Source organism: Rhizorhapis sp. SPR117 (genome assembly GCF_021742065.1).
Window position 1 is genome coordinate 96,710 of the sequence record NZ_JAKKIE010000003.1, and the last position, 23,735, is coordinate 120,444.

At 64.3% G+C, this 23,735-nt stretch carries 22 protein-coding genes and 1 pseudogene; 11 read left to right on the plus strand and 12 right to left on the minus strand.

Translation table 11 applies throughout. The features are described from left to right. Window positions 1-134 precede the first annotated feature (134 nt). The 4 genes from L3X40_RS02215 (at window position 135) to L3X40_RS02230 (ending at window position 4,468) form a co-directional block, all read left to right on the plus strand. On the plus strand, window positions 135-2,426 hold the full coding sequence (locus tag L3X40_RS02215) for a TonB-dependent hemoglobin/transferrin/lactoferrin family receptor (protein ID WP_237230017.1): 2,292 nt from the start codon (window positions 135-137) through the stop codon (window positions 2,424-2,426). Between the two features lie 7 nt (window positions 2,427-2,433). Continuing rightward, on the plus strand, window positions 2,434-3,420 hold the full coding sequence (locus L3X40_RS02220) for a DUF6607 family protein (RefSeq protein ID WP_066556450.1): 987 nt from the start codon (window positions 2,434-2,436) through the stop codon (window positions 3,418-3,420). A 128-nt stretch (window positions 3,421-3,548) separates the two neighbouring features. After that, entirely contained in the window at window positions 3,549-3,719 is a 171-nt protein-coding gene (locus tag L3X40_RS02225; protein ID WP_158511733.1) for a hypothetical protein, read from the plus strand. After that, entirely contained in the window at window positions 3,707-4,468 is a 762-nt protein-coding gene (locus tag L3X40_RS02230) for an NRDE family protein (RefSeq protein ID WP_237364197.1), read from the plus strand. Before L3X40_RS02225 ends, L3X40_RS02230 begins: the two co-directional genes overlap by 13 nt. A 78-nt stretch (window positions 4,469-4,546) precedes the next feature. Here L3X40_RS02230 and L3X40_RS02235 read toward each other — a convergent pair whose 3' ends face one another. After that, on the minus strand, window positions 4,547-6,862 hold the full coding sequence (locus tag L3X40_RS02235) for an FAD-dependent oxidoreductase (protein WP_237230019.1): 2,316 nt from the start codon (window positions 6,860-6,862) through the stop codon (window positions 4,547-4,549). A gap of 363 nt (window positions 6,863-7,225) precedes the next feature. Here L3X40_RS02235 and L3X40_RS02240 point away from each other — a divergent pair, with 363 nt between their 5' ends. Both L3X40_RS02240 and L3X40_RS02245 read left to right on the plus strand, forming a co-directional pair. Further along, window positions 7,226-7,411 (plus strand): hypothetical protein, encoded by a 186-nt coding sequence (locus tag L3X40_RS02240; RefSeq protein WP_066556458.1) that lies wholly within the window; start codon window positions 7,226-7,228, stop codon window positions 7,409-7,411. 74 nt (window positions 7,412-7,485) lie between these two features. Continuing rightward, window positions 7,486-8,079 (plus strand): sigma-70 family RNA polymerase sigma factor, encoded by a 594-nt coding sequence (locus tag L3X40_RS02245; RefSeq protein WP_066556460.1) that lies wholly within the window; start codon window positions 7,486-7,488, stop codon window positions 8,077-8,079. 148 nt (window positions 8,080-8,227) lie between these two features. Here the strand turns inward: L3X40_RS02245 and L3X40_RS02250 are convergent, their stop codons facing one another. From L3X40_RS02250 to L3X40_RS02275, 6 genes and pseudogenes are all read right to left on the minus strand, one after another. Further along, window positions 8,228-8,701 carry a hypothetical protein gene (locus L3X40_RS02250; protein WP_145907240.1) on the minus strand — a complete coding sequence of 158 codons (474 nt, stop codon included), beginning with the start codon at window positions 8,699-8,701 and terminating at the stop codon, window positions 8,228-8,230. 188 nt (window positions 8,702-8,889) lie between these two features. Then, window positions 8,890-9,537, minus strand: coding sequence for a DUF2059 domain-containing protein (locus tag L3X40_RS02255; protein WP_066556467.1), 648 nt, complete (start codon window positions 9,535-9,537; stop codon window positions 8,890-8,892). 34 nt (window positions 9,538-9,571) lie between these two features. Next, the gene (locus tag L3X40_RS22410; protein ID WP_335339803.1) at window positions 9,572-10,153 is read right to left on the minus strand and encodes a glycine zipper 2TM domain-containing protein; all 582 of its coding nucleotides are present in this window, start codon (window positions 10,151-10,153) and stop codon (window positions 9,572-9,574) included. Window positions 10,154-10,390: 237 nt separating this feature from the next. Beyond that, window positions 10,391-12,687: pseudogene (locus L3X40_RS02265) on the minus strand (NADP-dependent malic enzyme). Window positions 12,688-12,884: 197 nt separating this feature from the next. After that, window positions 12,885-13,376, minus strand: coding sequence for an NUDIX domain-containing protein (locus tag L3X40_RS02270; RefSeq protein ID WP_066556468.1), 492 nt, complete (start codon window positions 13,374-13,376; stop codon window positions 12,885-12,887). Window positions 13,377-13,401: 25 nt separating this feature from the next. Then, window positions 13,402-13,821 carry a secondary thiamine-phosphate synthase enzyme YjbQ gene (locus tag L3X40_RS02275; RefSeq protein ID WP_066561615.1) on the minus strand — a complete coding sequence of 140 codons (420 nt, stop codon included), beginning with the start codon at window positions 13,819-13,821 and terminating at the stop codon, window positions 13,402-13,404. Between the two features lie 359 nt (window positions 13,822-14,180). Here L3X40_RS02275 and L3X40_RS02280 point away from each other — a divergent pair, with 359 nt between their 5' ends. Next, window positions 14,181-14,660, plus strand: a complete 480-nt coding sequence (locus tag L3X40_RS02280) for a hypothetical protein (protein ID WP_066556471.1) — start codon at window positions 14,181-14,183, stop codon at window positions 14,658-14,660. 255 nt (window positions 14,661-14,915) lie between these two features. Here the strand turns inward: L3X40_RS02280 and L3X40_RS02285 are convergent, their stop codons facing one another. Next, complete coding sequence (locus L3X40_RS02285) at window positions 14,916-15,647, minus strand: DUF6629 family protein (protein ID WP_066556474.1); 732 nt, start codon at window positions 15,645-15,647, stop codon at window positions 14,916-14,918. A 295-nt stretch (window positions 15,648-15,942) separates the two neighbouring features. Next, window positions 15,943-18,363, minus strand: a complete 2,421-nt coding sequence (gene ppsA / locus L3X40_RS02290) for a phosphoenolpyruvate synthase (protein ID WP_066556477.1) — start codon at window positions 18,361-18,363, stop codon at window positions 15,943-15,945. Between the two features lie 201 nt (window positions 18,364-18,564). Here ppsA and L3X40_RS02295 point away from each other — a divergent pair, with 201 nt between their 5' ends. From L3X40_RS02295 to L3X40_RS02305, 3 genes are all read left to right on the plus strand, one after another. Then, entirely contained in the window at window positions 18,565-18,969 is a 405-nt protein-coding gene (locus L3X40_RS02295) for a hypothetical protein (RefSeq protein WP_237364199.1), read from the plus strand. A gap of 136 nt (window positions 18,970-19,105) precedes the next feature. Then, window positions 19,106-20,020, plus strand: a complete 915-nt coding sequence (locus L3X40_RS02300) for a class I fructose-bisphosphate aldolase (protein WP_066561618.1) — start codon at window positions 19,106-19,108, stop codon at window positions 20,018-20,020. Window positions 20,021-20,085: 65 nt separating this feature from the next. After that, complete coding sequence (locus L3X40_RS02305; RefSeq protein ID WP_082748524.1) at window positions 20,086-20,274, plus strand: hypothetical protein; 189 nt, start codon at window positions 20,086-20,088, stop codon at window positions 20,272-20,274. A 97-nt stretch (window positions 20,275-20,371) separates the two neighbouring features. Here the strand turns inward: L3X40_RS02305 and L3X40_RS02310 are convergent, their stop codons facing one another. From L3X40_RS02310 to L3X40_RS02320, 3 genes are all read right to left on the minus strand, one after another. Beyond that, the gene (locus tag L3X40_RS02310) at window positions 20,372-21,352 is read right to left on the minus strand and encodes a 1-phosphofructokinase family hexose kinase (RefSeq protein WP_066561619.1); all 981 of its coding nucleotides are present in this window, start codon (window positions 21,350-21,352) and stop codon (window positions 20,372-20,374) included. 123 nt (window positions 21,353-21,475) lie between these two features. After that, window positions 21,476-21,976, minus strand: coding sequence for a hypothetical protein (locus tag L3X40_RS02315; RefSeq protein ID WP_066556485.1), 501 nt, complete (start codon window positions 21,974-21,976; stop codon window positions 21,476-21,478). After that, window positions 21,924-22,334, minus strand: coding sequence for an alpha/beta fold hydrolase (locus L3X40_RS02320; RefSeq protein ID WP_145907242.1), 411 nt, complete (start codon window positions 22,332-22,334; stop codon window positions 21,924-21,926). The genes L3X40_RS02315 and L3X40_RS02320 overlap by 53 nt, the downstream gene beginning before the upstream one ends. Before the next feature lie 171 nt (window positions 22,335-22,505). Between L3X40_RS02320 and L3X40_RS02325 the strand changes: the two genes are divergently transcribed. Then, entirely contained in the window at window positions 22,506-23,321 is an 816-nt protein-coding gene (locus L3X40_RS02325; protein ID WP_066556489.1) for a universal stress protein, read from the plus strand. The last annotated feature ends 414 nt before the right edge of the window (window positions 23,322-23,735 follow it).

The following is a 23,735-nucleotide window of genomic DNA, read 5'->3' on the forward strand; positions in this document are numbered from 1 at the left end:
CAGTGCGATCACCACATGATCCAGCGCCGAGGACCGACACATATCCTCTCATGTTGACGCTTCCCAATCAACTCCGTAAGTCATCCTAGTGCGACTGATTCGCATTAGCATAACATTACGTTTGGGGGCGGTGGGTGGATTATTCTGTTTCGCGAAGCGCGGTGGGCCTGCGTCACCGGTCGACCTGGTATCGCCGGGCGAACTGTGGCGCTGCGGGCGCTGTTCTGGTGCTGATCGCTGCGCCGCCCGCGGCGGCACAGGACGGGGATCCGCTCATATTGACCGATCCGCGTAACACCATCACGGTCACCGCCACCCGTTTGCCCGCATCCGTCCTCGATGTTCCTGTGACCGTCACCGTCATTGACGACAAGAGGATCGCCGACGAGCTCGTCTCCGACGTCAAGGACCTTGTCCGGTTCGAGCCGGGCGTGAGCGTGCGCCGGGCGCCGACGCGCTTCGGCGCGGCGCTCGGGGCGACGGGGCGGGACGGCAATGCCGGTTTCAACATCCGCGGTCTTGAAGGCAATCGTGTGCTGATCCAGGTCGATGGCGTGCGCGTGCCCGACGGCTTCGACTTCGGCGCGCAATCGGCCGGCCGCGGCGACTATGTCGATCTCGGCCTCATCAAGTCGGTCGAGATACTGCGCGGCCCGGCATCGGCGCTCTACGGCAGCGACGGGCTGGCCGGCGCGGTGAGCTTCGTCACCAGCGATCCGGCGGATTTCCTGAAGGATGGCCACGGCTTCGGCGGCATGGCGCGCGCCGCCTACGATTCCGCCGACGAGCAATTCTCGGAAACCGGCATCGTCGCGGGACGGAGCGGCGACTGGTCGGCGCTGCTCGCCTACACGCGGCGCGACGGCCACGAGCTGGACAACAAGGGCAGCAACGGCGCGCCCAATGCCACGCGTACCGAACCCAACCCGCAGGATACGCGCTCGAACGCGGTCCTCGGCAAGCTCGTCTGGAGCCCGGACGACGCCAATCGGGTCCGCCTGACGCTCGATCATCTCGATGATCATGTCCGCAGCAACGTGCTCAGCGGCGTCGCGGCCGTGCCGACGAGCCCGACCAGCGTGCTCGCCCTTTTCGCGCGCGACAGGACGCGCCGTGACCGCGTGAGTCTCGACTGGCTCTACAAGGGATCGGGCGCGATCGGCGGCGCGCATACCACAGTCTGGTTCCAGGACGGCGAGAACCGGCAGTTCACTGCCGAGGACCGCAACACGGCTGCCGATCGCACGCGCCGCAACACCTTCGAGAACCGCGTCCTCGGCGCGAGCGTGGAGCTGCGCAGCGATTTCGCGACGGGCGGGCTCACCCATCGCCTCGTCTATGGCGCGGATGCCAGCATCACGCGCCAGAAGGGCCTGCGCGACGGCACCGTGCCGACCCCACCGGACGTCTTCCCGACGCGCGCTTTCCCCGTGACCGATTATACGCTGGCCGGCGGCTATGTGGCGGACGAGATCGCCTTCGCGAATGGCGCGATAACGCTCTTCCCCGCACTGCGCTTCGACTATTACAAGCTCGATCCGAAGGAAGATCCGCTGCTGCCGGCGTTCGCGACAGCCGGGCAGGACGGATCGCGCCTTTCGCCGAAGATCGGCGCGGTGGTGCGGCTTGGCAACGCTGCGAGCCTGTTCGCCAACTATGCCCGCGGCTTCAAGGCGCCTTCGCCGAGCCAGGCCAACCAGTTCTTTGAAAATCTGGCGCAGGGCTACACCTCGATCCCCAATCCCGATCTCCGCCCCGAGACCAGCCAGACATGGGAAGGCGGCGTCAGGCTGGAGCAGGGGCCCCTGAGCGCGGGCGTCACCGGCTTCACGGGCCGGTACCGCAACTTCATCAGCCAGCAGGTGGTGAGCGGCAGCTTCGCGCCGGGCGATCCGGCCGTGTTCCAGTTCATCAACCTCGATCGGGTGCGCATCAAGGGCGTGGAGGGCAGGCTGGACCTGCGCGACCGATCGGGTCTGAGCGCGCGCCTCGCAATCAGCTACGCCACCGGCACCACGATCAGTGGGGACGGCTCGCGGTCGCCGCTTTCGTCGATCGATCCGCTCAAGCTCGTCGTCGGGATCGGCTATGACCATCCCGACGGGAGGTTCGGCGGCCAGATCATCGCCACCCACGCAGCGCAGAAGGAACTCCGTCGCACCGTCTATACGGACGCCGGGGGCGATCCTGCGACGATCTGTGATGGCGCGCCCTGTTTCCGCCCGGGCGCCTTCACGATCCTGGACGCGACCGCCTATGTGCGGATCGGCGCGGCCTTCACGCTGCGGGCCGGCATATTCAATCTGCTCGATCGCAAATATGCCTGGTGGAGCGACGTGCGCGGGCTCGCCGCCACCTCCCCGGTCACCGACGCCTATACCCAGCCCGGCCGCAATGCGAGCGTATCGCTGACGGCGCGATTCTGACGAGAGGATGATGATGAAGCCCGTTTTCCTGAAGGCCGCTCTGCTCGCGGCATCGCTGCTGACGGCGATCCCTGCCGCTGCGGACGGCCCTGTCGCGCCCCGCGACGCAGCGGCCGCAAACGCCGCCTTCGCGGCCGATCGCGCCTCGATCCTCGCGATGGCCGGCAATTACAAGGTGACGTTCGACATGCGCGAGACAACGCCCTGGCGGGCCGGCTACACCCCGATCGAGCCCAAGGTCTCGGGCGGACATGAAAGCATCCGCGTGATCGAGGATGCGGGCCGGCGGATCGTGCTCCAGCATCTCCTCGTCGTGAAGGACGACAAGGGCAAGACCCTCGTCATCAAGCATTGGCGGCAGGACTGGACCTACGAGCCTTCCAGCGTGCTCGTCTATGCGGGCCAGGGACGTTGGACGATCGAGGCGGTGCCCGAGCGGATGCGTGCCGGCCGCTGGTCCCAGACGGTATGGCAGACCGACGATTCGCCCCGCTACGGCGGCTGGGGCCAGTGGACCGAGGAAGGCGGCGTGCGCCGCTGGCGGAGCAACTGGACGTGGCGCCCGCTCGCCCGGCGCGACGCGGTGCGCCATCCGCCCTATGACCGCTATCTCGCGATCAACCGGCATTCGCCCTCGCCCGCGGGCTGGATCCACTGGCAGGACAACATCAAGATGGGGCTGGTCGACGGCAAGCTCTCGCCGTTCGTCCAGGAATCGGTGCTCAACACCTATGCAAAGGCCGACGATTACGACATCGCCGCGGCGGACGCCTATTGGGCCGCGACGAAGGACTATTGGGCGGCGGTGCGCACGGCCTGGGACGAGGCGATCGCGAAAGGGCAGGGCGTGAGTGTCGCCGAGGTGGCCGAAACCGGCTCCGCCTCCGGCGAACGGCTGATGGATTTCGCTGATCAGATTGAGGAGCGCAAGCTCACCAGCGCCGCTGCGATTGCACGTGCCAGGACGGTAATTGCCGAAGTCACCTCGCACTGACGGCCAATAGTCTCTGTTTTCCTGTCATCGCCTACTTCGCAACGAAGCATAGCCGGCGACCACCGCATTTCCAACGATTTGCCCATCCGGCCCGTGAAGCTGCTATGGCGATAAGCGGGAGGAATATCATGGCGGGGCTTCATGCCATCGAGGCCGATCGCGGCGGCGCCCGCAACGATGGCCAGCAGACGAAAATTCCAGGGGTGCTGGTTCATGCGCGCTCGGAGCGGAGCCATGTTTCCTCAAGCGGCGGTCGACTCGCCTCGATGAGCACCGGCGATGGCGTATGTGCGTCTTAGCACTGGCGTGGCGCGTCCATGCGAATTGGCCCTTCATCGTGGCAGGCAATCGCGACGAGTTTCACGGACGCCCGGCACGACGGCTGCAGCGATGGGACCAGCCGGATCATGTCCTGGCTGGCAAGGACCGGCAATCGGGTGGCACATGGCTGGGTGTGTCGGAGGAAGGGAGGTTTGCCGTAGTCACGAACCTGCGAGGGTTCGGGCCGTCGGAGACGGGCCGGCCATCGCGCGGCGTCCTTCTGAGGGATCTGCTGGCGGGTGAGGGGCGGTATGCCGAGCCATCCGATACCGATCTCATGGATTTCAATCCGTTCAATCTGATCCTCATCCGGCCGGCTCATGCCGAATTCTGGTCGAACAAGCCCAATCCAGCGCGGCGCAGGCTGCCCTCGGGGGTCTATGGCCTGTCCAACGGCGCACTCGACGAGTCCTGGCCCAAAACCGTTCGGCTCAAAAGCATCCTGAGCCACTGGGTCGACGCCGGCGCACGCCACCCTGAATATCTCCTTGATGGACTACGGGAAGAAGGTCGTCCGCGAAGCTTCGATCCGGAAGTCGGCCCCTCGGACGTGCCGCAAGAGCCACGCCTCTCACCGATCTTCATCAACAATCCGGTCTACGGAACGCGGTGCAGCACGGTGGTGGCGATCGATGATGGCGGGCGCGGTTTCATCCTCGAACGTCGATTCGATGAGAATGGAGACAGACGAGGCGAGACGGCCATGCCGTTTTCCTGGCCGCGGTGATGATCTCCAAAATTCCGCCTGGCGTGCGAATCCGTGGCGTTTGGACTTGAGAAGAGCGGAGCGTGGCCATCCCGGAGACTATGCCCCTGCAGGATGGTTCGGCGGCGCGTGCGTCTCGCCAAGTATTGTCTTGGCGACTGCATAGCCTTCGGACCGGCTGGCCTCGATCGCCACATCCGAAAAATCATAGTCGGCCGAAGAATGCTCATTCGATCGCCCTGTCCGGACGAATCTGGTGATCCTCGTCGGCGCGCCGTCGCCCATAAGCTGGATAAAGCCCGGGAGATGCTTGACGCGCGCCAGTTCGGCGGGCTCGACATAACCGAGAATATGGTCGATGAGCCTGCGATAGCTATCGACCGTCTCGCGGTAGCGCAGATCGCTTCGCACGCGCTCGGAATAGACGACCTCGTCGCGGCGGGCGAGAACCTCGATCATGTTGGCCGGGAGCGCCCGCTGACCAGAATAGAGATCCACGATGAAGACCCGTTTGCCATCCGGGCCGCAGCGGTCGACGACGAGGTCGAGCGGCGAGTTGCTGATGATGCCCCCGTCCCAATAGGCCTTGCCGTCGATCACCGTCCACGGGAAGCCAGGCGGCAAGCTTCCGCTGGCGACGATATGGTCCGGGGTCAGGTCATCGACGTAGCTGTCGAAGACCTCGAGTTCCGCGGTGGCCACGTTCACGGCGCTGATCAGCAGGCGCACCGGGCTCGCCTTGAGCGTGGTGAAGTCCACATGTTTCGCGATCAGTTGACGCATGGGCGTCGTGTCATAGAAGCTCGTCCAAGTCGCGGGCCACTCCCATGGAGTGAACGGTGGCAGCCATCTCGCCCTGAAGAAGCTCGGCACGCCACAGGTCAGGATTTGGGCTGCGGCGACCGCCTGCCTGAAGATGGTGGGTGAGGGTGCCGGAGTGATCACCGCGAGTTCGTTCCAGAAGGCTTCGAGGGCACGCGTCGCTTGCCTGGGATTGCTCGCGATGATGGCCCCGTTGAAGGCGCCGATCGAAACTCCCGCGACGATGTCCGGATAAAGCTGCTGTTCCTCGAGGGCCTTGACGACGCCGCATTCGAAGGCGCCCAGTGCGCCGCCGCCCTGGAGAATGAGCGCCGTCTGCGTCGGAATTTGCTCGAGCGGGAAGTCCGCCTGCTGAAGCCGTGCCTTCACCGAGCCGAGGTTGACGCGGTAGCGAATGAGCCCTTCGGACACGCGCGTTTCGTCGGCAGGCCGTCCCGTCGAGAACAGCGCGCGCAACACCTCACCCTTGAGATAGAACAGCGCAAATGAGTGATCGTCGAGCGAACCCCGGCTGATCCATTCGTCGGCTTCCTCGGTCGCGCCCAGCACATTGAAGCCGATGTCGCCAACTTCACAGAAAAAATAGGAGACCTCATCATATCTCAGGCGCCGGCCCAGCATGTTACGCGCGGCAAGGCGAGCCTGTTTTATGGCGTTGTCCCAATGCTCGATATGGCGTTGGCGCGCAAAGACGGGATCGTAGAAGCTTGTGACGTCGCCTGCCGCGAAGACGTTGGGAGCGCTCGCCCGCAGCTGTGAGTCGACGGCCACATAGCCGTCTTCCAGCTTGATCCCGCTTTCTTCCAGAAACCCGGTGGCGGGAATGACGCCGACGCTGACCACTACAAGATCGCAAGCTATCCGTTGCCCGGCAGCCGTCTGGATTTCCGTGACCAGCTTACTCCCGTGGAATGCGACCGGGACGTCGTTCAGCACGACTGTCGCGCCCCGCTGCCGCATATGGCGCTCGAAATAGCCGGAGAGGCCCGGCGCCTCGAGATGCGGAAGGAGCGCGCTTCCGCGCTCGATAACGGTGACATCGAGGCCGCGCTCCATCAACGACATGGCGATTTCCATGCCGAGGAAGCTTCCGCCGATGACCACTGCATGTTTTGCGGTTGCCGCCGCCTCGCGGATGGCATCCGTATCGGCCTTGGTCCGCATGGCGTGGACACCATCGAGCGCTTCTCCAGGAATCCCGAGAGCTTTCGGTGTTGCGCCCGAGGCGATGAGGAGCTTCCCATAAGCGAATCTTTCGCCGTCCGCAGTGCGCACGATCTGATGAGCGGCGTCCACGTCGACGACGGCCCTGTTAAGGCGCAGCTCGATTTGGTGATCGCTGTAAAAGCTCAGCGGATGAACGAAGATCCGAGCCTCATCGTCATGTTCCGGCAGGAGCTGCTTCGACAGGGGCGGGCGATGATAGGGCGGCAATTCGTCCGCCGACAACAGGAGAACGGAGCCGCTCGCTCCCTCGACGCGCAGCGTCTCGGCGGCGATCGCGCTCGCGACCCCGCCGCCGACGATGAGAAAGTCGATGTGCCTTGGCTTGCTGCGGATGTCGTCGTCGGTTTTGACGGTCTTTTTTTTCACAGCCATTCCCTGTCTCGGGTCGATTCATGAACGGATATGCCGTCCGCTTGCGCACCTTCGTGGCACTTCCGGACCATAGGAAGACCGACGGTTGGCGGGCAATGCGCAAAAGCCCTTAAACGACCGGTGCGGGCCGATGACCCATATGGGTGAACGGGCATCCTGCGCTTCGATCAGCCTCGCCCGTGCCGACAAGCGGCGGCCAGATCGCTGCAATGATTTGGTAATCTTACGTATGCTGGCCCGGCCCTTCCTCGGCTAATCTCTCGCCTAAAGTTCGGTGACCGCCTGCCCCGCGCGGGTGCATCGCCGCAACGATAGCCAGGACGTGCCGTCCTGGCTCTATGAAGTCAGGATGGACCGATGGCTTGGATTGCCAGGTTGCTGCTGTTGATACCCGCGCTGATCGCTGGCTGGTTCGTGTCGCGAGAAGATCCTCGATTCTGGGTCGTGACCATGGTCATAGCTCTCGTGTTCATCGCGCTGACCTGCATCCTCGGCATCTACGCACCGGGGCTGCGCATGTGGCCGCGCCGCGGGGAACGGTGACCAGGGCGATCGGCCTCCCGCGGTAAGCGACAGTTCTCGGCATCATGTGTTGGCCTTTCAGGAGAGAGCAGACGATGACCCCAAGTGAGTTCGAGGATGCAGCCCGGGCATCGCTGCCGGCGCTGACCCGCTATGCGAACCGGCTGACCAGCGGTGCCGACGGCGCCGAGGATCTCGTGCAGGAGGCATTGTCGCGGGCATGGAAAGCGCGTGCGCGGTTCCAAGCCGGAAGCAACTTCAAGGCATGGACCTTCACGATCCTGCGCAACCTCTTCCTGTCGCATGTGCGGCGCGAGCGTCGGCAGCGTGATCGGGCCAATCTCGCACTGCATAGCGCGCCGGTGTCGCCACCGGATCAGGACACCGCTCTCCTGCGCGATGAGTTCAAGGCGGCCCTCGAAGCACTCTCCGCATCCCACCGGCAGGCCCTGCTTGCCGTGATCGAGGACCAACTTGCCTATGAGGCCGCTGCGGAAAAGTGCGGCATATCGCTCGCGGTTCTGAAAAGCAGGGTTCATCGGGCGCGCGCTGCCATACTTGCCTATCTCGCCGGTACCCATCGATCGCAGCTGCAAAAGTCTCCGCAGCGATGCGTTTACTATGGATTCGTCCGCGCGACCGGCGCTGAAGAAGGCCCAAATGGGATGACTTTGTGCCGAGCCGCTTGAACGGCGAATTGCTTGAACGCGCATCTATGCTCGCAACGCGAGTTGAAGCTGCGGTCGAGACCCCGGGTCGATCAATCCCCTTGGCGGCATAGGCCCGCGCTCCATCGGCCGATAGCGCCCAAAACCGCGGCGCCGCCATCTCTGACGCCTATCGCGGAACCTGCTCGCGTCGCGCGCGCTCCCAGGCCTCCATCTCCGCGCGATGCTTGGCGAGCGCATCCTGATATAGCTTCTCCTCGATCCGTGATCTTGCCAACGCCTCCTCGTAGTTGCGCTGGATCGCATCCGCACGCTGCCTTGCGGCATCAAGCATAATCGCGCCCTGTCGGTTGAGGTTGCGCACCTGACGGCGTTCGACCTCGTCCTTGTCGGTCTGGCCATCGACCGAAACGCTGGGCTCGACCTCCACCTCCCGGATCGCAGCGGTCCACCCTGGAGGCTCATTCGGGAGAGGAGCGGCGGTTGTTTGGGCGACGGCAGGAGCGGCCTCGGCCACCGCAAGCAGCAGGGCCGTGCCGAGCCAACTCCATTTGGACGTCGCCGGCCCGGTCTGACCGGCGGAAGTCGCGGACCCGGGACGGCGAGCGACGCGAGGGCGTGGTATGCCATGGTTACTGACCATCTGAGCGTCTGGCGGCTGGCGACCCCCAGCGCACCGTCTCTTCTCGGTGTTTCTGGCTAGCAAGCTTCGCATGCCCCGGTCTCTACCTGCTTTCCGCAGGTTTCGGCCGATTCGGATTGTCCTCGGCGTGGGTGCCGTTCGATATCCGCCACTCTTGCAGCCGTCGTCGGCGTAATTGCCGGACATTTTCACAGTGTCGGATGAGCAGGGGGTATCGCCGGCTCTTTCTTGCAGCCGCCGACCCGGGCGCAAAAGCGTCTTTGGGCGTCGACAATCATCTCGGGGGTGACATCGCTCACCGCCTTCTCAAGTGCCGGGATCATGAGCGTGCGGCTCTTTTCGAGCCAGGCACGACCGGCATTGCTCTCGTAGAAGGCGTTGATTCCGGTCAGCTCCTCCACGCTGAACGCCGCCGCACAGCTCTCGCGAAGTCTCGAAAGGACCGGGCCCTTCGCGGCCGACATCGCCTCGGCAAGTGAATCGCGATAGGCGGAGATCGTATCCGTTTCATCCGGGAAGGCCGCCGAAAGCGTTCGGAAGGAATCTTCGACGGCTTCGCGGATGTTCGTGTCCATCACCTGATCGAGGCCGGACAGCGCAATCGATCGGATGCAGAGTTCCCGGCGCTGCGGAATGTCGTTCTCCGCAGCGGCGGCTTGGGCGGGAGCAACCGCCGGCAAGAGAGAAGCAGCCAGCACCAGCGCGCGGGCAAGCCAGCGCCGGCAGTGGGCCGCGCGCCTGGAATGGGTACGACTGTTTTGGGTCATGAAGATGTCCTCGGGCTTGCCAATCTGAACCGGCACCAGGTCTGCGAGAAAGCCGATAGGGTCGGCCACGGTCGCGACATGAGGCCGTCCGTGCACCGGGCGCCTAGCGGCAGCGGATGTCGTTCTGTTCGATCGAACGGCCGGCAAGCGCGCCCAGCGCGCCGCCGATCAACGTGCCGGCGGCACGATGGCGACCGCCATCGATGATGTTGCCGAGGATTCCGCCGCCCGCTGCTCCGACGATGAGGCCTGTCGTCCCGTCGCTGCGCTTGCAGTAGTAGCGTCCATCCGATCCACGATAGACCTCGTCGCGATCGGAGAGGCGGCGCTCGCCATAACGGGGATCGTCCCGATAGTGGCGGGCCGCGTCGTAATCGGTCGCATAGGGATCGCCGCGCCGGCCGGCCGCGTCAGGATGATCGGCGCGCACGACGGCTTCATATCGATCACGCTCGGCTTCGTAGCGGGCAACCTCCGCCCGGTAGCGATCCTGGGCGTCCGTCCAACGCCGCTGGTCGGCGGCGCTTTGCGCGAGCGCGGGTCCGCAGATCAACGGGAGGGCAGCGAGGGCGAGCGGGGAGAACGCGATGGTCCATCCGCGCGTCTTCGAACTGATTCCTGCGCGCCTGATCATCGCGTCGTCAGGTCCGGTAATGCCATTATCGATGAGGGAAACCCGGGACATGACATTCTCCTCGTTCGGTCAGGATCTTTAGCGAACGGGGTACAGGCCGCGATGCCGCCACAGTATACGCAACATTACCGAACCGCCGCGCGAGCATGGCTTGGAAGCTGCTCGAGCGTGGGGCAGCCTGCCGGGCGCCGCGCTTGCCGTACGGGGCCGTCGCGATCGATGGCGATCAATCTCGTCGCTGGATAAGATTCACCGACGGCATGATGGCCCGCGTCGATCTGCGGGTGGTCACGCCATGTCAAAAACCCGGGCGCTGTCTTGAGGAACCGCAGCCTCGGCGACAGAAATCGCCGTGAGATTGACGATCGCGCGGGCTGTCACGGTCGGAACAAGAAGCTGGATGGGCTTGGACATGCCGAGCAGGATCGGGCCGACAGTCAATGCCTCCGACGAGGCTGCCAGGAGGGTGACGGCGATATTCGCTGCATCGAGCGAGGGCATGACCAACAGGTTGGCCGATCCCTTCAGCCGGCTGCTGGTTACGAACCGGTTCCGCAGTGCTTCGCTCAGCGCGGCATCCGCGTGCATCTCCCCGTCTATCGCCAGATCGGGCGCTTCCTTGCGGATCAGCGCCAAGGCCTGCCGCATCTTGCGCGCGCTTGGCGAGGCCGAAGCTCCGAAATTGGAGTGCGAGAGAAGCGCCGCTCTAATCGGCTCCCCAAATCTTCGTACCGCATCGGCCGCAAGCCGGGTCATCTCGGCGACCTGCTCCGCCGTCGGATCGACATTCATATGCGTGTCGCAGAAGAAGAGCGTACCATTTTTCAGGATGAGACCGGTCATAGCATAGGCGCGGCTCACGCCTGGCTGACGTGGGATGATAGGCAGCACCCAAGCCATCTGCTGCCACCAGTCGGCCGTACCGCCGCACAGCGCGGCATCCACTTCCCCAGCCTCCAGCAGCATCGCGGCCGCAACGGCCGGCCGACGCTTGACTGCGCGCGCCGCAGCCGCCGGATTGATGCCCCTTCGGTCTACGAGCTGTTGATAGCGCGCGTCCAGGGGGGTGAACAGCGCGTCGTCGCTCTCAGGATCGAGGACTGTCACATCGCCGCCGATCTGCAGCCTTAGCCCCAATCGCCGGATGCGCGCCGCGATCGTATCGCGCCGGCCGATAAGCACCGGTTCGGCCAGGCGTTCGTCCACGACCGTCTGCACCGCGCGCAGCACGCGCTCGTCCTCGCCTTCGGCATAGGCGACCCGCTTGCCCGTGTCGCGCGCCTGATTGAAGACGCCGCGCATCAGCTGGCCCGAACGATAGACGAGCTTCTCCAGCTCGGTCTGATACGCGCCGAATCCGCGATGGGGCGGCGGGCGACGCCGCTCTCCATCGCCGCCCGGGCGACCGCAGGCGCGATCTTGAGGATCAGCCTGGGATCGAAGGGCTTCGGGATGATGTGCTCTGGGCCGAACAGGAGCGCCGCGTCGCCATAGGCCTGCGCCACCTGTTCGGTCGCTTCGGCGCGGGCCAGGCTTGCCAGCGCCTCCGCCGCCGCCAGCTTCATCGCCTCGTTGATCTCGGTGGCGCCGACGTCGAGAGCGCCGCGGAAGATGAAGGGGAAGCACAGGACATTGTTGACCTGGTTGGGATAGTCTGACCGGCCCGTTGCGACGATCGCGTCGGGACGCGCGGCTGCGACGAGTTCGGGGAGGATCTCAGGATCGGGGTTCGCAAGCGCGAGGATCAGCGGCCTTTCGGCAAAGAGCGGCAACCATTCGGGCTTGAGCACGCGCGGCGCGGACAGGCCGAGGAAGACGTCCGCATCCTCCAGCACCTCCGGCAAGGTCCGGGCATTGGTGACGCGGGCGTAGCGGGCCATGTTCGGCGCCATGCCCGGCCGGTCGGCATGCACCACACCGTCAATGTCGGTGATCGTGACATTGTCGATCTTCAGGCCCATGGCTACCAGCAGGTCGACGCAGGCGAGCGCCGCAGCGCCCGCGCCGGAGGTCACGAGCCGCACATCCTCGAGTTGCTTGCCTTGCAGCGTAAGGCCATTGCGGATCGCGGCGGCGCATACAATCGCGGTGCCGTGCTGGTCATCGTGAAAGACGGGGATGTTCATGCGTTGGCGCAACGCCGCCTCGATGACGAAGCATTCCGGCGCCTTGATGTCTTCCAGGTTGATGCCTCCGAACGTGGGCTCGAGCGCCGCCACAACTTCGATGAAGCGATCCGGATCGAGCGCATCGACTTCGATGTCAAATACATCGATCCCTGCGAACTTCTTGAAGAGGACGGCCTTGCCTTCCATCACCGGCTTGCTGGCCAACGGTCCGATATTGCCCAAGCCCAGCACGGCTGTTCCATTGGAAATCACAGCGACCAGATTGCCGCGGGCCGTCAGATCCCGCGCCGCCTCGGGATCACTGCCGATGGCGTCGCACGCTGCGGCGACGCCCGGCGAGTAGGCCAGCGCCAGGTCGCGCTGGTTCGACATACGCTTGGTCGACTCAACGCTCAGCTTTCCCGGCTTGGGGAACCGATGGTAATCGAGTGCTGCCCGCCGGAAGTCATCGTCCATGATTTCATGTCCCCGTCGATTTTGGACAGCCGGCATGCGGCGCCTGCTGCCTCAATACGGCCCCAGCCGCGCGCACGACGGCATACCGGGTCTCGCGTGGTTATCATTTCTGCGAGGGACAGCTCATCGGTAGAGTCACGGAAGCACAGGATCGGTTCCCGCTCGAACGCCCGGCCGTCGCCGGCTGCTGCTGCCGGTTATCGTTCCAACCGCGAACGCGAATCATCGCCGCTCCGCAGATAATCGGCAAGCCGATCGAGCAGCGGACGCTGGCTTGCGAGCATGCTGGGAAGCGCGCTCGAGAGAGCGAACCAGCGCGCTTCATCGATCTCCGGGAACGACCCTATCTTGCCGGATCGCGGCGGCCATTCCAGATCGAACCGATTGCTCGCGATAGCCTCGATGTCGACCTGCTGCTCCGATGCGAATGCCTCGACCAGTTTGCCGCCCGCCTGCTTCAGCTGTCCCAGCCGATGGAGCTCGCCGGTGAGGCGGATGCCAAGCTCCTCTTCGACCTCGCGCCGTGCCGCCGCGGATGGTTCCTCGCCCGGCTCGATCAAGCCTTTGGGAATCTGCCATGATCCGGCGTCCTTGTTCCGCCAGAAAGGCCCGCCGGGATGGACAAGCAGGACCTCAACCTCCGTACCGCGGCGCCTGTACAGCAGAATTCCCGCGCTCATCCGCGCCATGGCGATGCCTGTCGGACGGCTGCGCTCATGCCCCGATCAGATGCACCGCGATGCTGCGTCGATGCGGCCGCCGGCGGTGCTCGAACAGATAGATGCCCTGCCAAGTGCCGAGCGCCAGGCGCCCATCGATCAGCGGGATCGACAGCTGCACCTGCGTCAGCGCAGCGCGCAGGTGCGCCGGCATGTCGTCCGAGCCTTCGTCGTCATGCGCGTAGGCTGCCGGATCTTCCGGAGCGATTCGCGCGAAATAGGACTCGAGATCGGCACGCACCTCCGCTGCCGCGTTCTCCTGGATCAGAAGCGACGCCGAGGTGTGGCGGCAGAACAGCGTGAGCAGCCCCTCCTGTACTCCCGCTTCGGCCACCCAATCGGTCACCTCATGGGTGATCTCGACGAGCCCCTGCCGGAGCGTCGAGAACTCAAGAATGGTCGAGATCTGCTTCACCAGCAGATAGTGGCACCACTGGCGCGTCTGCGCACCCCCTCGGTCGGACAATTCGCCTCTCAGATTTTCCGTGTGCGAAACGCTTGACGAAATGGTCCGGATTGACCTGCGTGACGTGGATCGGCAGGGGATGCCGATCGGCGCCTCGGCGCGACCATCAGGGGGCGGGAAATGGGAGATCAAGGCTTTCATTACGGCTCGTTGACGGCGCCGGACGCGACTTCCCCAAGGCACGGCCTGCGCAGCGCACGAATGTCGCCTTGTCGCCTCGAGAGACAGGTCAATCGGATTTGCCTCGGCGCGCTCCGCACATCGGGCGACGCGTCTGCCTTGATCAGCGACCCGTTGGCGCAGCTGCGATGAGTGACCTCTGGCTCCAGACAATCGGCGGTGGCTTGGGAGACTGGATCGATCCCGAGGCGATCCCGCCTGATCGCCTCGCCGCAGCGCGCTCCGCCATTCAAAGGGCGCTTGTCGCGGGCAAGGACGGCGTCCTGATAGTCCAGCGGCTTGGCTACCGTCTCTGTGCGACGGTCGACGAGAGCCGTCTGTTGCTCACCATGCTCGCTGCCGGGGGCGAGCCGATCGTCACGATCGCTGTGGCGCCCCGCGCTGGCGATGGCGACAAGCTATGGCCGATGATGGTCAAGGCTGCCTCCGAGCAGGGCCAGCCCGTGACATTCAGGCGGCCCCAGGAACCATGGGCGCTGGTGCTCGCGTATCCGTCGGCGATGATGCGTCTTGCCTCGGACGACGATCTTGGTTGGCTCGCCGTGCTTGAGGCCGAGCTGTCCTGTGCATGGCTGGAGAAGACCCTCGACAAGCCATCGCTTGGCTGACGACGAGCCCAGCGTCGCAGATTTGGCGGGTCTCGTTCAAGTCGGGTCCGGGCGAATGGATCGCGCGTGGAGGGAACCGATCGCACCATGGCAGGGTCAGCCGCGTTCCTCTTGCCAGCGGAGCTGAAAGCTGAGCTCCACCGCGACATTCTGGCCCCTCTATAGGAGCGATTCCGTGACGAGCCCCAATACGGGTAGCGGTAGTGGATTGCCGCGAAGCCTCGAGCCGCACGCACGGCTCTCTTGACCGGGCCATCAGGAATCAAGCTTGCTCGCGACAACGGCGGTCCGCGGACGCAGCCAGGGGAAAAGCAGCGGCTTGACGTCGTCCGACGCGCCGTTGGGCGTTCCAATATCGATATTGCGGCGGTTGAAGTGCCAATAAATGATGACGCTCAAGATGGCGGCATAGAAGCACCAGACCGAGGCGAAGGCATATTCCTTGACGATCTGGACGATAGTCAGCCCGATCACATTCAGTACGCCATAACCCCGGACGACGCGGTGGCTTGAAAGCAGGAGGGCCCCGCAGGTGGCGAGGATATACAAGCAGGATATCCCGAAATTGCCGGTTAGCTGATTGCGATAGGCGATCGAATGGTGCTCGACGAACACATGGCTTGGAAGAGAGATCAGCCCATAGACGTCCCATACGCACACCAAAGCCCCAATGACCGTCAATCCGAGGATAGCGCCGCGACGCCAGCCGGGCGGTTCCATCAGCGCGACCGCGGCCGGCATCAGGAGTGGGAGAATCCCCTGCGCGTAGAGCATGAACAGGAACGCGAGGTGGTCGAGCGCCATCTTCCCGATCCGGCCATCCAGCCCGAGCCAGACAAATCCCTCCGAAAACTGGTGCAGCGCAAACAGCATCGGCACAGACGCGAAAAGCAGCGCGCGGGGCTCGCGGACATGCCGGAGAGTCGCCACGCCGATCGCTCCGATCACGCCGGCGGCGACAAAGCTGGAAGTGGCCGAAAAGCACATGCGGTCTACTCGGCCGAAGAGGTGTGAACCCCTGTGCGGCGCTTCCCTAGATATAGCCAGCCCGATGCGTTCGCCCGAGAATCGCGGCGGTCTGCTTTGAAGCACCTGCTCCGGGCAAACGGAGCGTACCGCGACCGCGCGGTTTTCGCCCGGCGGATTGCTTCTACGCCATGTTCATGCCCATGCGGCGGTCTTACCCGATAGAGCGGCGGCCGCGCACCCCGGACGCGGATTTCAACGATAGACGAGCGGCGCCTCCTTCCAAGATCAAGACCATATGCGCCGGCCGCGGCGCTCAATGCTCTTGCGCGGCCAGCAGAAGGGCCGTGTCCACCTGTGCAGACTGCTCGGCCTCGCTGATATGGGTGATGGTGCGAACGAAGCTGTCGGGATTGAGCGAGATCGAGTCGATACCCTCACCAACCAGGAAGGCCGCGAAGTCGGGATAATTGCTGGGCGCCTGGCCGCAGATACCGATCTTGATGCCCGCAGCATGGGCTTTGCGGATCGCTTCGGAGACCATGCGCTTGACCGCTTCGTCGCGCTCATCGAACAGCGTCGCGAGCAGATCGGAATCCCGGTCGACGCCGAGCACGAGCTGCGTGAGGTCGTTCGATCCGATCGAGAAGCCGTCGAAGCGCTTGGCGAACTGCTCCGCCAAGATGACGTTCGAGGGGATCTCGCACATCATATAGACTTGAAGCCCGTTCTCGCCGCGGCGCAGCCCATTTTCGGCCATCACCGCGAGTACCCGGTCGGCCTCCGCCGGCGTGCGGCAGAACGGGACCATGACGATCACGTTGGTGAATCCCAGCGTCTCCCGAACGCGCTTGAGCGCGCGGCATTCGAGCGCAAAGCCTTCACGATAACGGTCATCATAGTAGCGGGAGGCGCCGCGAAAACCGAGCATCGGATTTTCCTCCTCCGGCTCGAATGCGCGTCCGCCCAGCAGATGGGAATATTCGTTGGTCTTGAAGTCACTCAGACGCACGATCGCCGGATGCGGGTGATAGGGCGCCGCCAGCTTCGCGATCCCGCGCGACAAGAGATCGACGAAATAGTCGGCCGGGCTCGCATGACCGCGGGTCAGTTCGCCGATCAGGCGATTATCCTCCGCACTGACCCGCTCGGGATGGAGCAAGGCCATCGGATGCGCCTTGATCAGCGCATTGACGATGAACTCCATGCGAGCGAGCCCGACGCCTTTGGCCGGCAGACGCCACCACTGGAAGGCGGCGGCTGGATTCGCGATATTGACCATCACGTCGGTTCTGGTCCGGGGAAGGGCGCCCAGATCGATCTCCTCCCGCTCGAAGGCGAGGCGGCCGGCATAGACGCTGCCCAGGTCGCCTTCCGCGCAGCACAGCGTGATGTCCTGCTCGCGGCTGAGGACCGTCGTGGCATTGCCGGTTCCCACGACGGCGGGAACGCCCAGTTCGCGGCTGACGATGGCGGCGTGGCTGGTGGCGCCGCCATGATCGGTTATGATGCCGGCCGCGCGCTTCATGATCGGAACCCAGTCCGGGTCGGTCGTGCTGGTGACAAGGATCGCCCCATCGCGAAACTGGTCGATATCCGCGGCGTTGCGGATCACGCAGGCCTGCCCTGTCGCAATCGCGCTGCCGATGGCGGCACCCGTCACCAGCGGTGTGCCGCCTTTGGCCTTGAGTTGATAGCGCAGGAACGAGGAGCGGCTGAGCCCGGCCTGGACGGTTTCCGGGCGTGCTTGGACGAGGAAGAGCGTCCCGGTCTCGCCGTCCTTGGCCCATTCCATGTCCATCGGCCGGCCGTAATGTCCCTCGACGATGACCGACCAACGGCCGAGCTCGAGGATGTCGTCGTCATCGAGCACGAAGGCTTCTCGTTCGGCGCGACTGGTCTCGACGATCCGGGTGCGCTTGCTCCCGCCTTCGGCGTAGCGCATTTTCAGCGCTTTCTTGCCCAGTATCTTTTCGATGATCGGCCGCGCGTCGCGCCTTTCGAGCAGCGGCTTGAAGACCAGATATTTGTCCGGGTCGACGCTCCCCTGCACGACGGTCTCGCCCAGGCCCCATGCGGCACTGATCACCGTGACATTGGGAAAGCCGCTCTCGGTATCGATCGAGAACATCACGCCCGATCCGGCAAGATCGGATCGCACCATCTGCTGGACGCCGATTGAGAGCGCGACATCGAAATGATCGAACCCCTTGGTCTGGCGATAGCTGATCGCCCGATCCGTGAAGAGCGACGCAAAGCAGCGGCGGCAGGCGTCGAGCAGCGCCCGGTGACCGCGCACATTGAGAAATGTTTCCTGCTGGCCAGCAAAGCTGGCGTCCGGCAAATCCTCCGCTGTGGCGCTGCTGCGCACCGCGACGGCCAGATGGGGCGCGCCCGTCCTCTGCTTGAGCTCGTCATAGGCGGTCCGGATGGCCTCGGCGAGGGCAGGGGGAACGTCGCCGTCCAGGAACAGCGAGCGTATCGCATTGCCCGCTACTTGAAGCGTCGCTTTGCCATCCTCATAACCGGCGAGCTCCGCCCGGATTGCGGCCTCTATCCCGTTGGCCGCAATGAAGCCGCGATAGGCGTCAGCAGTGATGGCAAAACCGGCAGGGACCCGCACGCCCGTGGCGGAAAGCGTGCTCACCATTTCGCCGAGCGAAGCGTTCTTGCCGCCGACCATGGCGATATCGCCGATTCCGATCTTGTCGAACCAAAGTATCAGGCTTGCGGTCATTATGCGGTCCGTCGTCATGGCGATGCGCGACGAGGATGATCGGCATGATATGGCTTGTCAGTCGGGGATGATACGTAGTCGCGCGGCCACCGAGTCCGAGTAGCCGACCGACATGCCTATGTGCAATCCTGGCCGCTTTCCGGGGCGATTAGGTGGAGCTTCCATTGGTCCGCGAGTCGCCTCGGACCTGGAGCACGGGGCTTGCCGATCCGGAAATATACGCATTGGCCCGGTCAGATCGAACGACCATCCTTGCCTCAACAGCGGAGAAGCATGATGCGTACGATCGTCACGACCATAGCGCTCCTCGCGCTCGCCGCATGCGGCAGGGCCGACAAGGACGCCACTGACACGGCCGACGCGGGAGGCAACGTGACCAATTACGTCGCAGAGGTTGGGACGCTCAACGTGCCTCAGCGGAACGCGGTGTTCTTCCGTGCGATCCGAGACGCGGGTTTGCCCTGCCAGAACGTGACCGGGTCCGAGCAGATCGCCGCGCCCGCCCAACGGCCAATGTGGCGTGCCCGTTGCGAGGACGGTGCCGCGCACCTTATCCAGGTGATGCCCGACGGGACCGTCAACGTCGTCAGCCGGGCCACGCCATGATGGAGGCCGGGGACGAGAGAGCAGCCGATGGCCTCGGCGGGCTGCACGCGAACCTGCTGTGACGGTCGAGGAGGAGGCAGACGCGCAGGAGCGCGAGGGCGATCCCGACAGCCTCGATCGAGGGCATCCCGCACGAATGCACATCTCTGACCGGGTTCACAAGATTCTTGCCCGGTATGAAGGCGAATCGGCCGAAACCAAGATGAATTTGGCGCGCATCCTGATGCAGGGCCGAGTCGGCGGGACCGGTCACCTCGTCATCCTTCCCGTAGACCAGGGGCTCGAGCATGGTCCTGCGCGAAGCTTCGCCGCAAATCCCGCCGCCTATGACCCTCATTATCATTTTCGGCTCGCGATCGACGCCGGTCTATCGGCCTTCGCGGCGCCGCTCGGGATGCTGGAGGCTGGAATCGACACCTTCGCCGGACAAATCCCCACGATCCTCAAGCTCAATTCCTCGAACTGCCTCTCCGCTGTCAAGGATCAAGCCGTCTTCGCAAGCGTGGATGACGCGCTGCGCCTCGATTGCGCAGCAGTTGGATTCACACTCTATCCTGGCTCCGATGGCTTTTTCGGCCAGGTGGACGAGCTGCGCACCGTGGCCCGGGAAGCGCGCGCCGCCGGTCTCCCGCTGCTCCTATGGTCCTATCCGCGCGGCGGATCGATTACCGCGGTCGGCGAGACGGCGCTCGATATCGTCGCATACGCCGCGCATATCGCCGTCGAGCTGGGAGCCCACATCGTCAAGGTGAAAGTTCCCAGTGATCATGTCGAACAGGATGCCGCCAAATCCGCTTACGCCGGCCGGCAATGGGCTGATCCGGTCGACAGAATTCGGCATGTGGTCGAGGCCGCTTTCGCCGGACGGCGGCTCGTCATCTTCTCGGGAGGCGCAGCCACGGATCCGGAGACGCTGTACCGGGACGTCCGCGCGATCCGCGAGGGTGGCGGTGGCGGTTCGATCATCGGCCGCAACAGCTTCCAGCGGCCACGGTCCGAGGCTCTGGCGATGCTGGACAAGATCGTGCGGATCTACTCCGGGGAAGCTTGACGTTCGCGGGCTTGTCCGGGCGTGAGGCCCTGCCGTGGGCGCGTGTTGGAAAGAGGAGAAGCATAATGGCAACCCAGCCCGAATTTCCGCCGCCGGATACTATTCAGCCCCAGTCGCCACCGGAGACGCCGCCCGGTCCGGGGCCGGCCGAAAATCCCTTTTCAGAGCCCCCGGAGATCATTCCAGACGTTCCCGATCAGGATAATCCCGGCCGCGAGCCTGGTCCCGGCTCCTCGACCTATCGGTCATCGTAGCTGCTTTGCCTCCCGATGCGTGGACGTCCGCGACACCGGTCGGCGGCGGCCGCTTCGAGAGGTCAGGCGCTCGCGCGTCGCCCCTGAAGCGCGTTCCTCATTCGCTGGCGGCGGGCCGTATCGGACTGGTCGTAGATTTCCATTGCGTTCCGCCAGGAGCGACAAGCGCGTGCATGCGCTCGACGTCATCCCGACGGCAAAGATTATTGCCCGGGGAAAGGACCGCCGCGGCGCCTGCCGCGATTCCATACCGGAAGGCCTCCACGAGCTCCCGCCCGCAAGCGAGCGCGAATGTCATAGCCGCCAGGAAGCTATCTCCGGCGCCGACTGCGCTTTTCGCATCAACCGGCACCGCCGGCAGGCTCAACACTCCGGAGCGCTGCGCGAGCAGGGCGCCGTCCTGTCCCATGGTCACTGCCACATATTTGGCCTGATCGCGGTTGACGATGTCGGACGCGGCCGCTGCGATGTCGTCGAGCTCCATTAGGGGAGTGCCCACGAACTGTTGAAGCTCGCCCAAACTGGGCTTGACCAGGAAAATGCCGCCGCCAGCGAGGCCGCGCTTCAGGGCGGAACCCGAACTGTCAAGAATGAGCTCGATTCCGCGGGCAGCGGCTATCCGCTGGACACGGTTGTAGAAGTCCTCGGGCACGCCCGGCGGGAGCGATCCGCTTGCAACCAGATAATCACATTCGATGCCGTCAAGATGATCCAGGCATGCTTGCCATTCCTGTTCGGCCACGACAGGCCCACGCGGCACTAGCCTGAATTCCTTGCCGGTTTCCCGTTCGTAGACAGCCGTGCTGATACGCGTATTGCCCTCGATTGGAATACGGGCTCGGACCATTTGATGGAGATCGAGAAGGCTGTCGAGCGTGGCGCCGGTGGCGCCGCCCGCCAGATAATGGGCTCGCGCCGTGCCGCCAAGCCGGGCAATGACGCGCGTAACATTGATGCCGCCTCCTCCCGGATCATACTGTTCCTGGCTAGCCCGGATCTTGTGCGTGTGAAAGACACGATCCGCCTCGTACGCCACGTCTATGGCCGGGTTCATCGTGAGGGTCGCAATGTTCTTCATGTCCGCGACGGCTATCATCGCAAGCGGCCGCGTCAGAATAAGTATATATCCCAAGATCGCATCAGTAATCGCCTAATCACATTCGAATCATGCCGGCGACGTCTACGCGGAGAATGCCAAGCCTCAGCCTGGCGCGACTGAGTCGGGTCGCTGCGCGTCGGCCTTTTCGGTGAGAACGACCGGCCACGGCGTCAACACCAACTCGCCTCGTTCCTCGGCTGGCCGAGCCATGGTCCCGCCGCCGGCCCACGCGCGCTGCCAATCCTGCCAAGCCGCGACCAACCCTTCGGCGGCCTCCAGTCGCCATTCCTCGATATCGGCGATGATGTCCTCCCATCGGCCGGGACGAACATCGTCTTCACCGTCGCTGCCGCCGGTGTTCGCCGCCCGGCGCAGCATGGCGCTGCCTTCCGCGCCGCATTCGATAAACGCCTTCTCGCCGATCTGGCTGAGACGCTCCCAAGCGGCCCGAAGTCCGTCCCCGAGCCTCAATGCGAGTCGCATGTTCGCCTCACTCAGGCCAGCGACTCCGCCGAGGGCCCAGTCCAGCGGGAAGGCATGTTCCCCATTTTCAGCCGATGCGATCGAGCCGGCATCGCGCGGATGTGTGACGTCGCTGTCCATGATGGGCCTCCTGACCCAGGATTATCCCAACACGCGCGCGTGCGTCTGTACGTGCTTTCCGCAATGACGCCCGGATGGCGAGACTATTCAGCAGCGCCGTGACCGACCGATGGAAACTGACGGGATCTTGCTGCGGTCCGCCGTGGCTGACATTCGGCAGGATGAGCAGCCTGGCTCCTGGAATCAGGCGCGCAAGCCGCTCGCTATGCTCGCGGGCGATGAACTGTTCGTGCTCGCCATCGGCGATAACCGTCCTGGCTTTGATGCTCCCAAGCTCGCCCGCGGTAAGGTTCGGCTCCTTCTCAAAAAGCTGCCCGAGCTTCGCCCGCAGGACGGGAAAGCCATCCGAATCATACATAACGGGCGTTCGCCGCCCGACCCCGGTTGCTGATGCGTTGCGCGCGACTAGCATGACCTTCTTCGATGCGTTCGATCGGAGGCGCTCGCAGTGCTTGGCCTTCCGTCGTGCTGCGATCTTACGTAAATATCCTAAATGCGACCGCCCTGATCGTGCGGCATTGCCGGCAGCATGATCAAACAGATCCTCGCCATCGTTGAAACTGGTGTTCTGGAGGAGCAGTTTCTGACCGACGCCGTGCGGCTTGCACGACTTCATGATGCCGGGTTGATCGTGGTCGCACTTTCAGCGGTTGCCATGCCGAGCGGCGACCTTTCCGTCGGCTCAGCCGTAGTCAGGGACGAGCTGATCGCAGCGATCGAGGCCAAGGGGGCAGAAGTCGAAAAGCGCGCCCAGCGTGAAGGATTCGAGCTGCGGAACATCCCTCGAGATGCGGCTAGCCTGATCGGGCAGATTCCGGTCGAGGCCCGTTATGCTGATCTGGCTCTCCTCGCTCCGACCTCCGCCTACGGCAATCCTCGGCTTCGGCGTCAGCTATTCGAGGCTCTCGTACAGGCTTCCGGACGTCCTCTGCTTGTTTTGCCCGTAGCGTGGGTACCCGCGCCGTTCGAAGGTCTTCTCGTCGGCTGGAATAGCACTTGGGAGGCCGCCCGCGCGCTTGCCGACAGCCTCATCCTTGCCAAACCAGGCGCCCAGGTGGACGTGATCACGGTGGATGCCGCAGATACGCTCAAGGGCCATAGCACCCACTCGGGGACGGACGTTGTCCGATACATTCGCCGCCACGGCTTTGTCGCCCATTTTCAAGATATCTCTTCGGATGGCCGGAGCGATGCCACGGCGCTGACCGACTTTGCGGCCGCCCAACGGTCGGACCTGCTCGTGCTGGGTGCCGCCATTCATTCCCGGGTGCACGAATTGCTGTTGGGGGGCGTGACGCATGATCTGCTTGACGGCGCAAAGATCCCCCTCCTGTTCAGCCGCTGATTCCATCCTTGGCTCTTCCAGGATTTCCCCGGGGTCCTCTTCGGGCAATCTCACGATTCCCGGATCACCCGGAAATCCGCATCCTCATCACCCGAAGCCGAGTTCATCGCCGAAGGTCTCACGCATGCGGCGGCGCCAGACTCCCGTCAGCCTCGATGGCCAATCCGGCCGATTAGTGAGAGCCGCAGCCAGCGATCCTGGCCGCTTGCGCTTTGGATGTGACGGGCGGTTGCTCGTGTGGGCGGAGCCCGAGGGTCAGCGGCTAGCCATGTCGGGCCACGACCTTCATGTGATCGATGGCCCCCGCCGGGCGCCGAAGCCTTCCGCCCGCGGCAGAGACTGTCGGCGCTTGAGCGCGGCGCTCGAGCATCCCAACGCGCATTGCCTTGCTGCGATCGCGCCGCGCACCGCCTA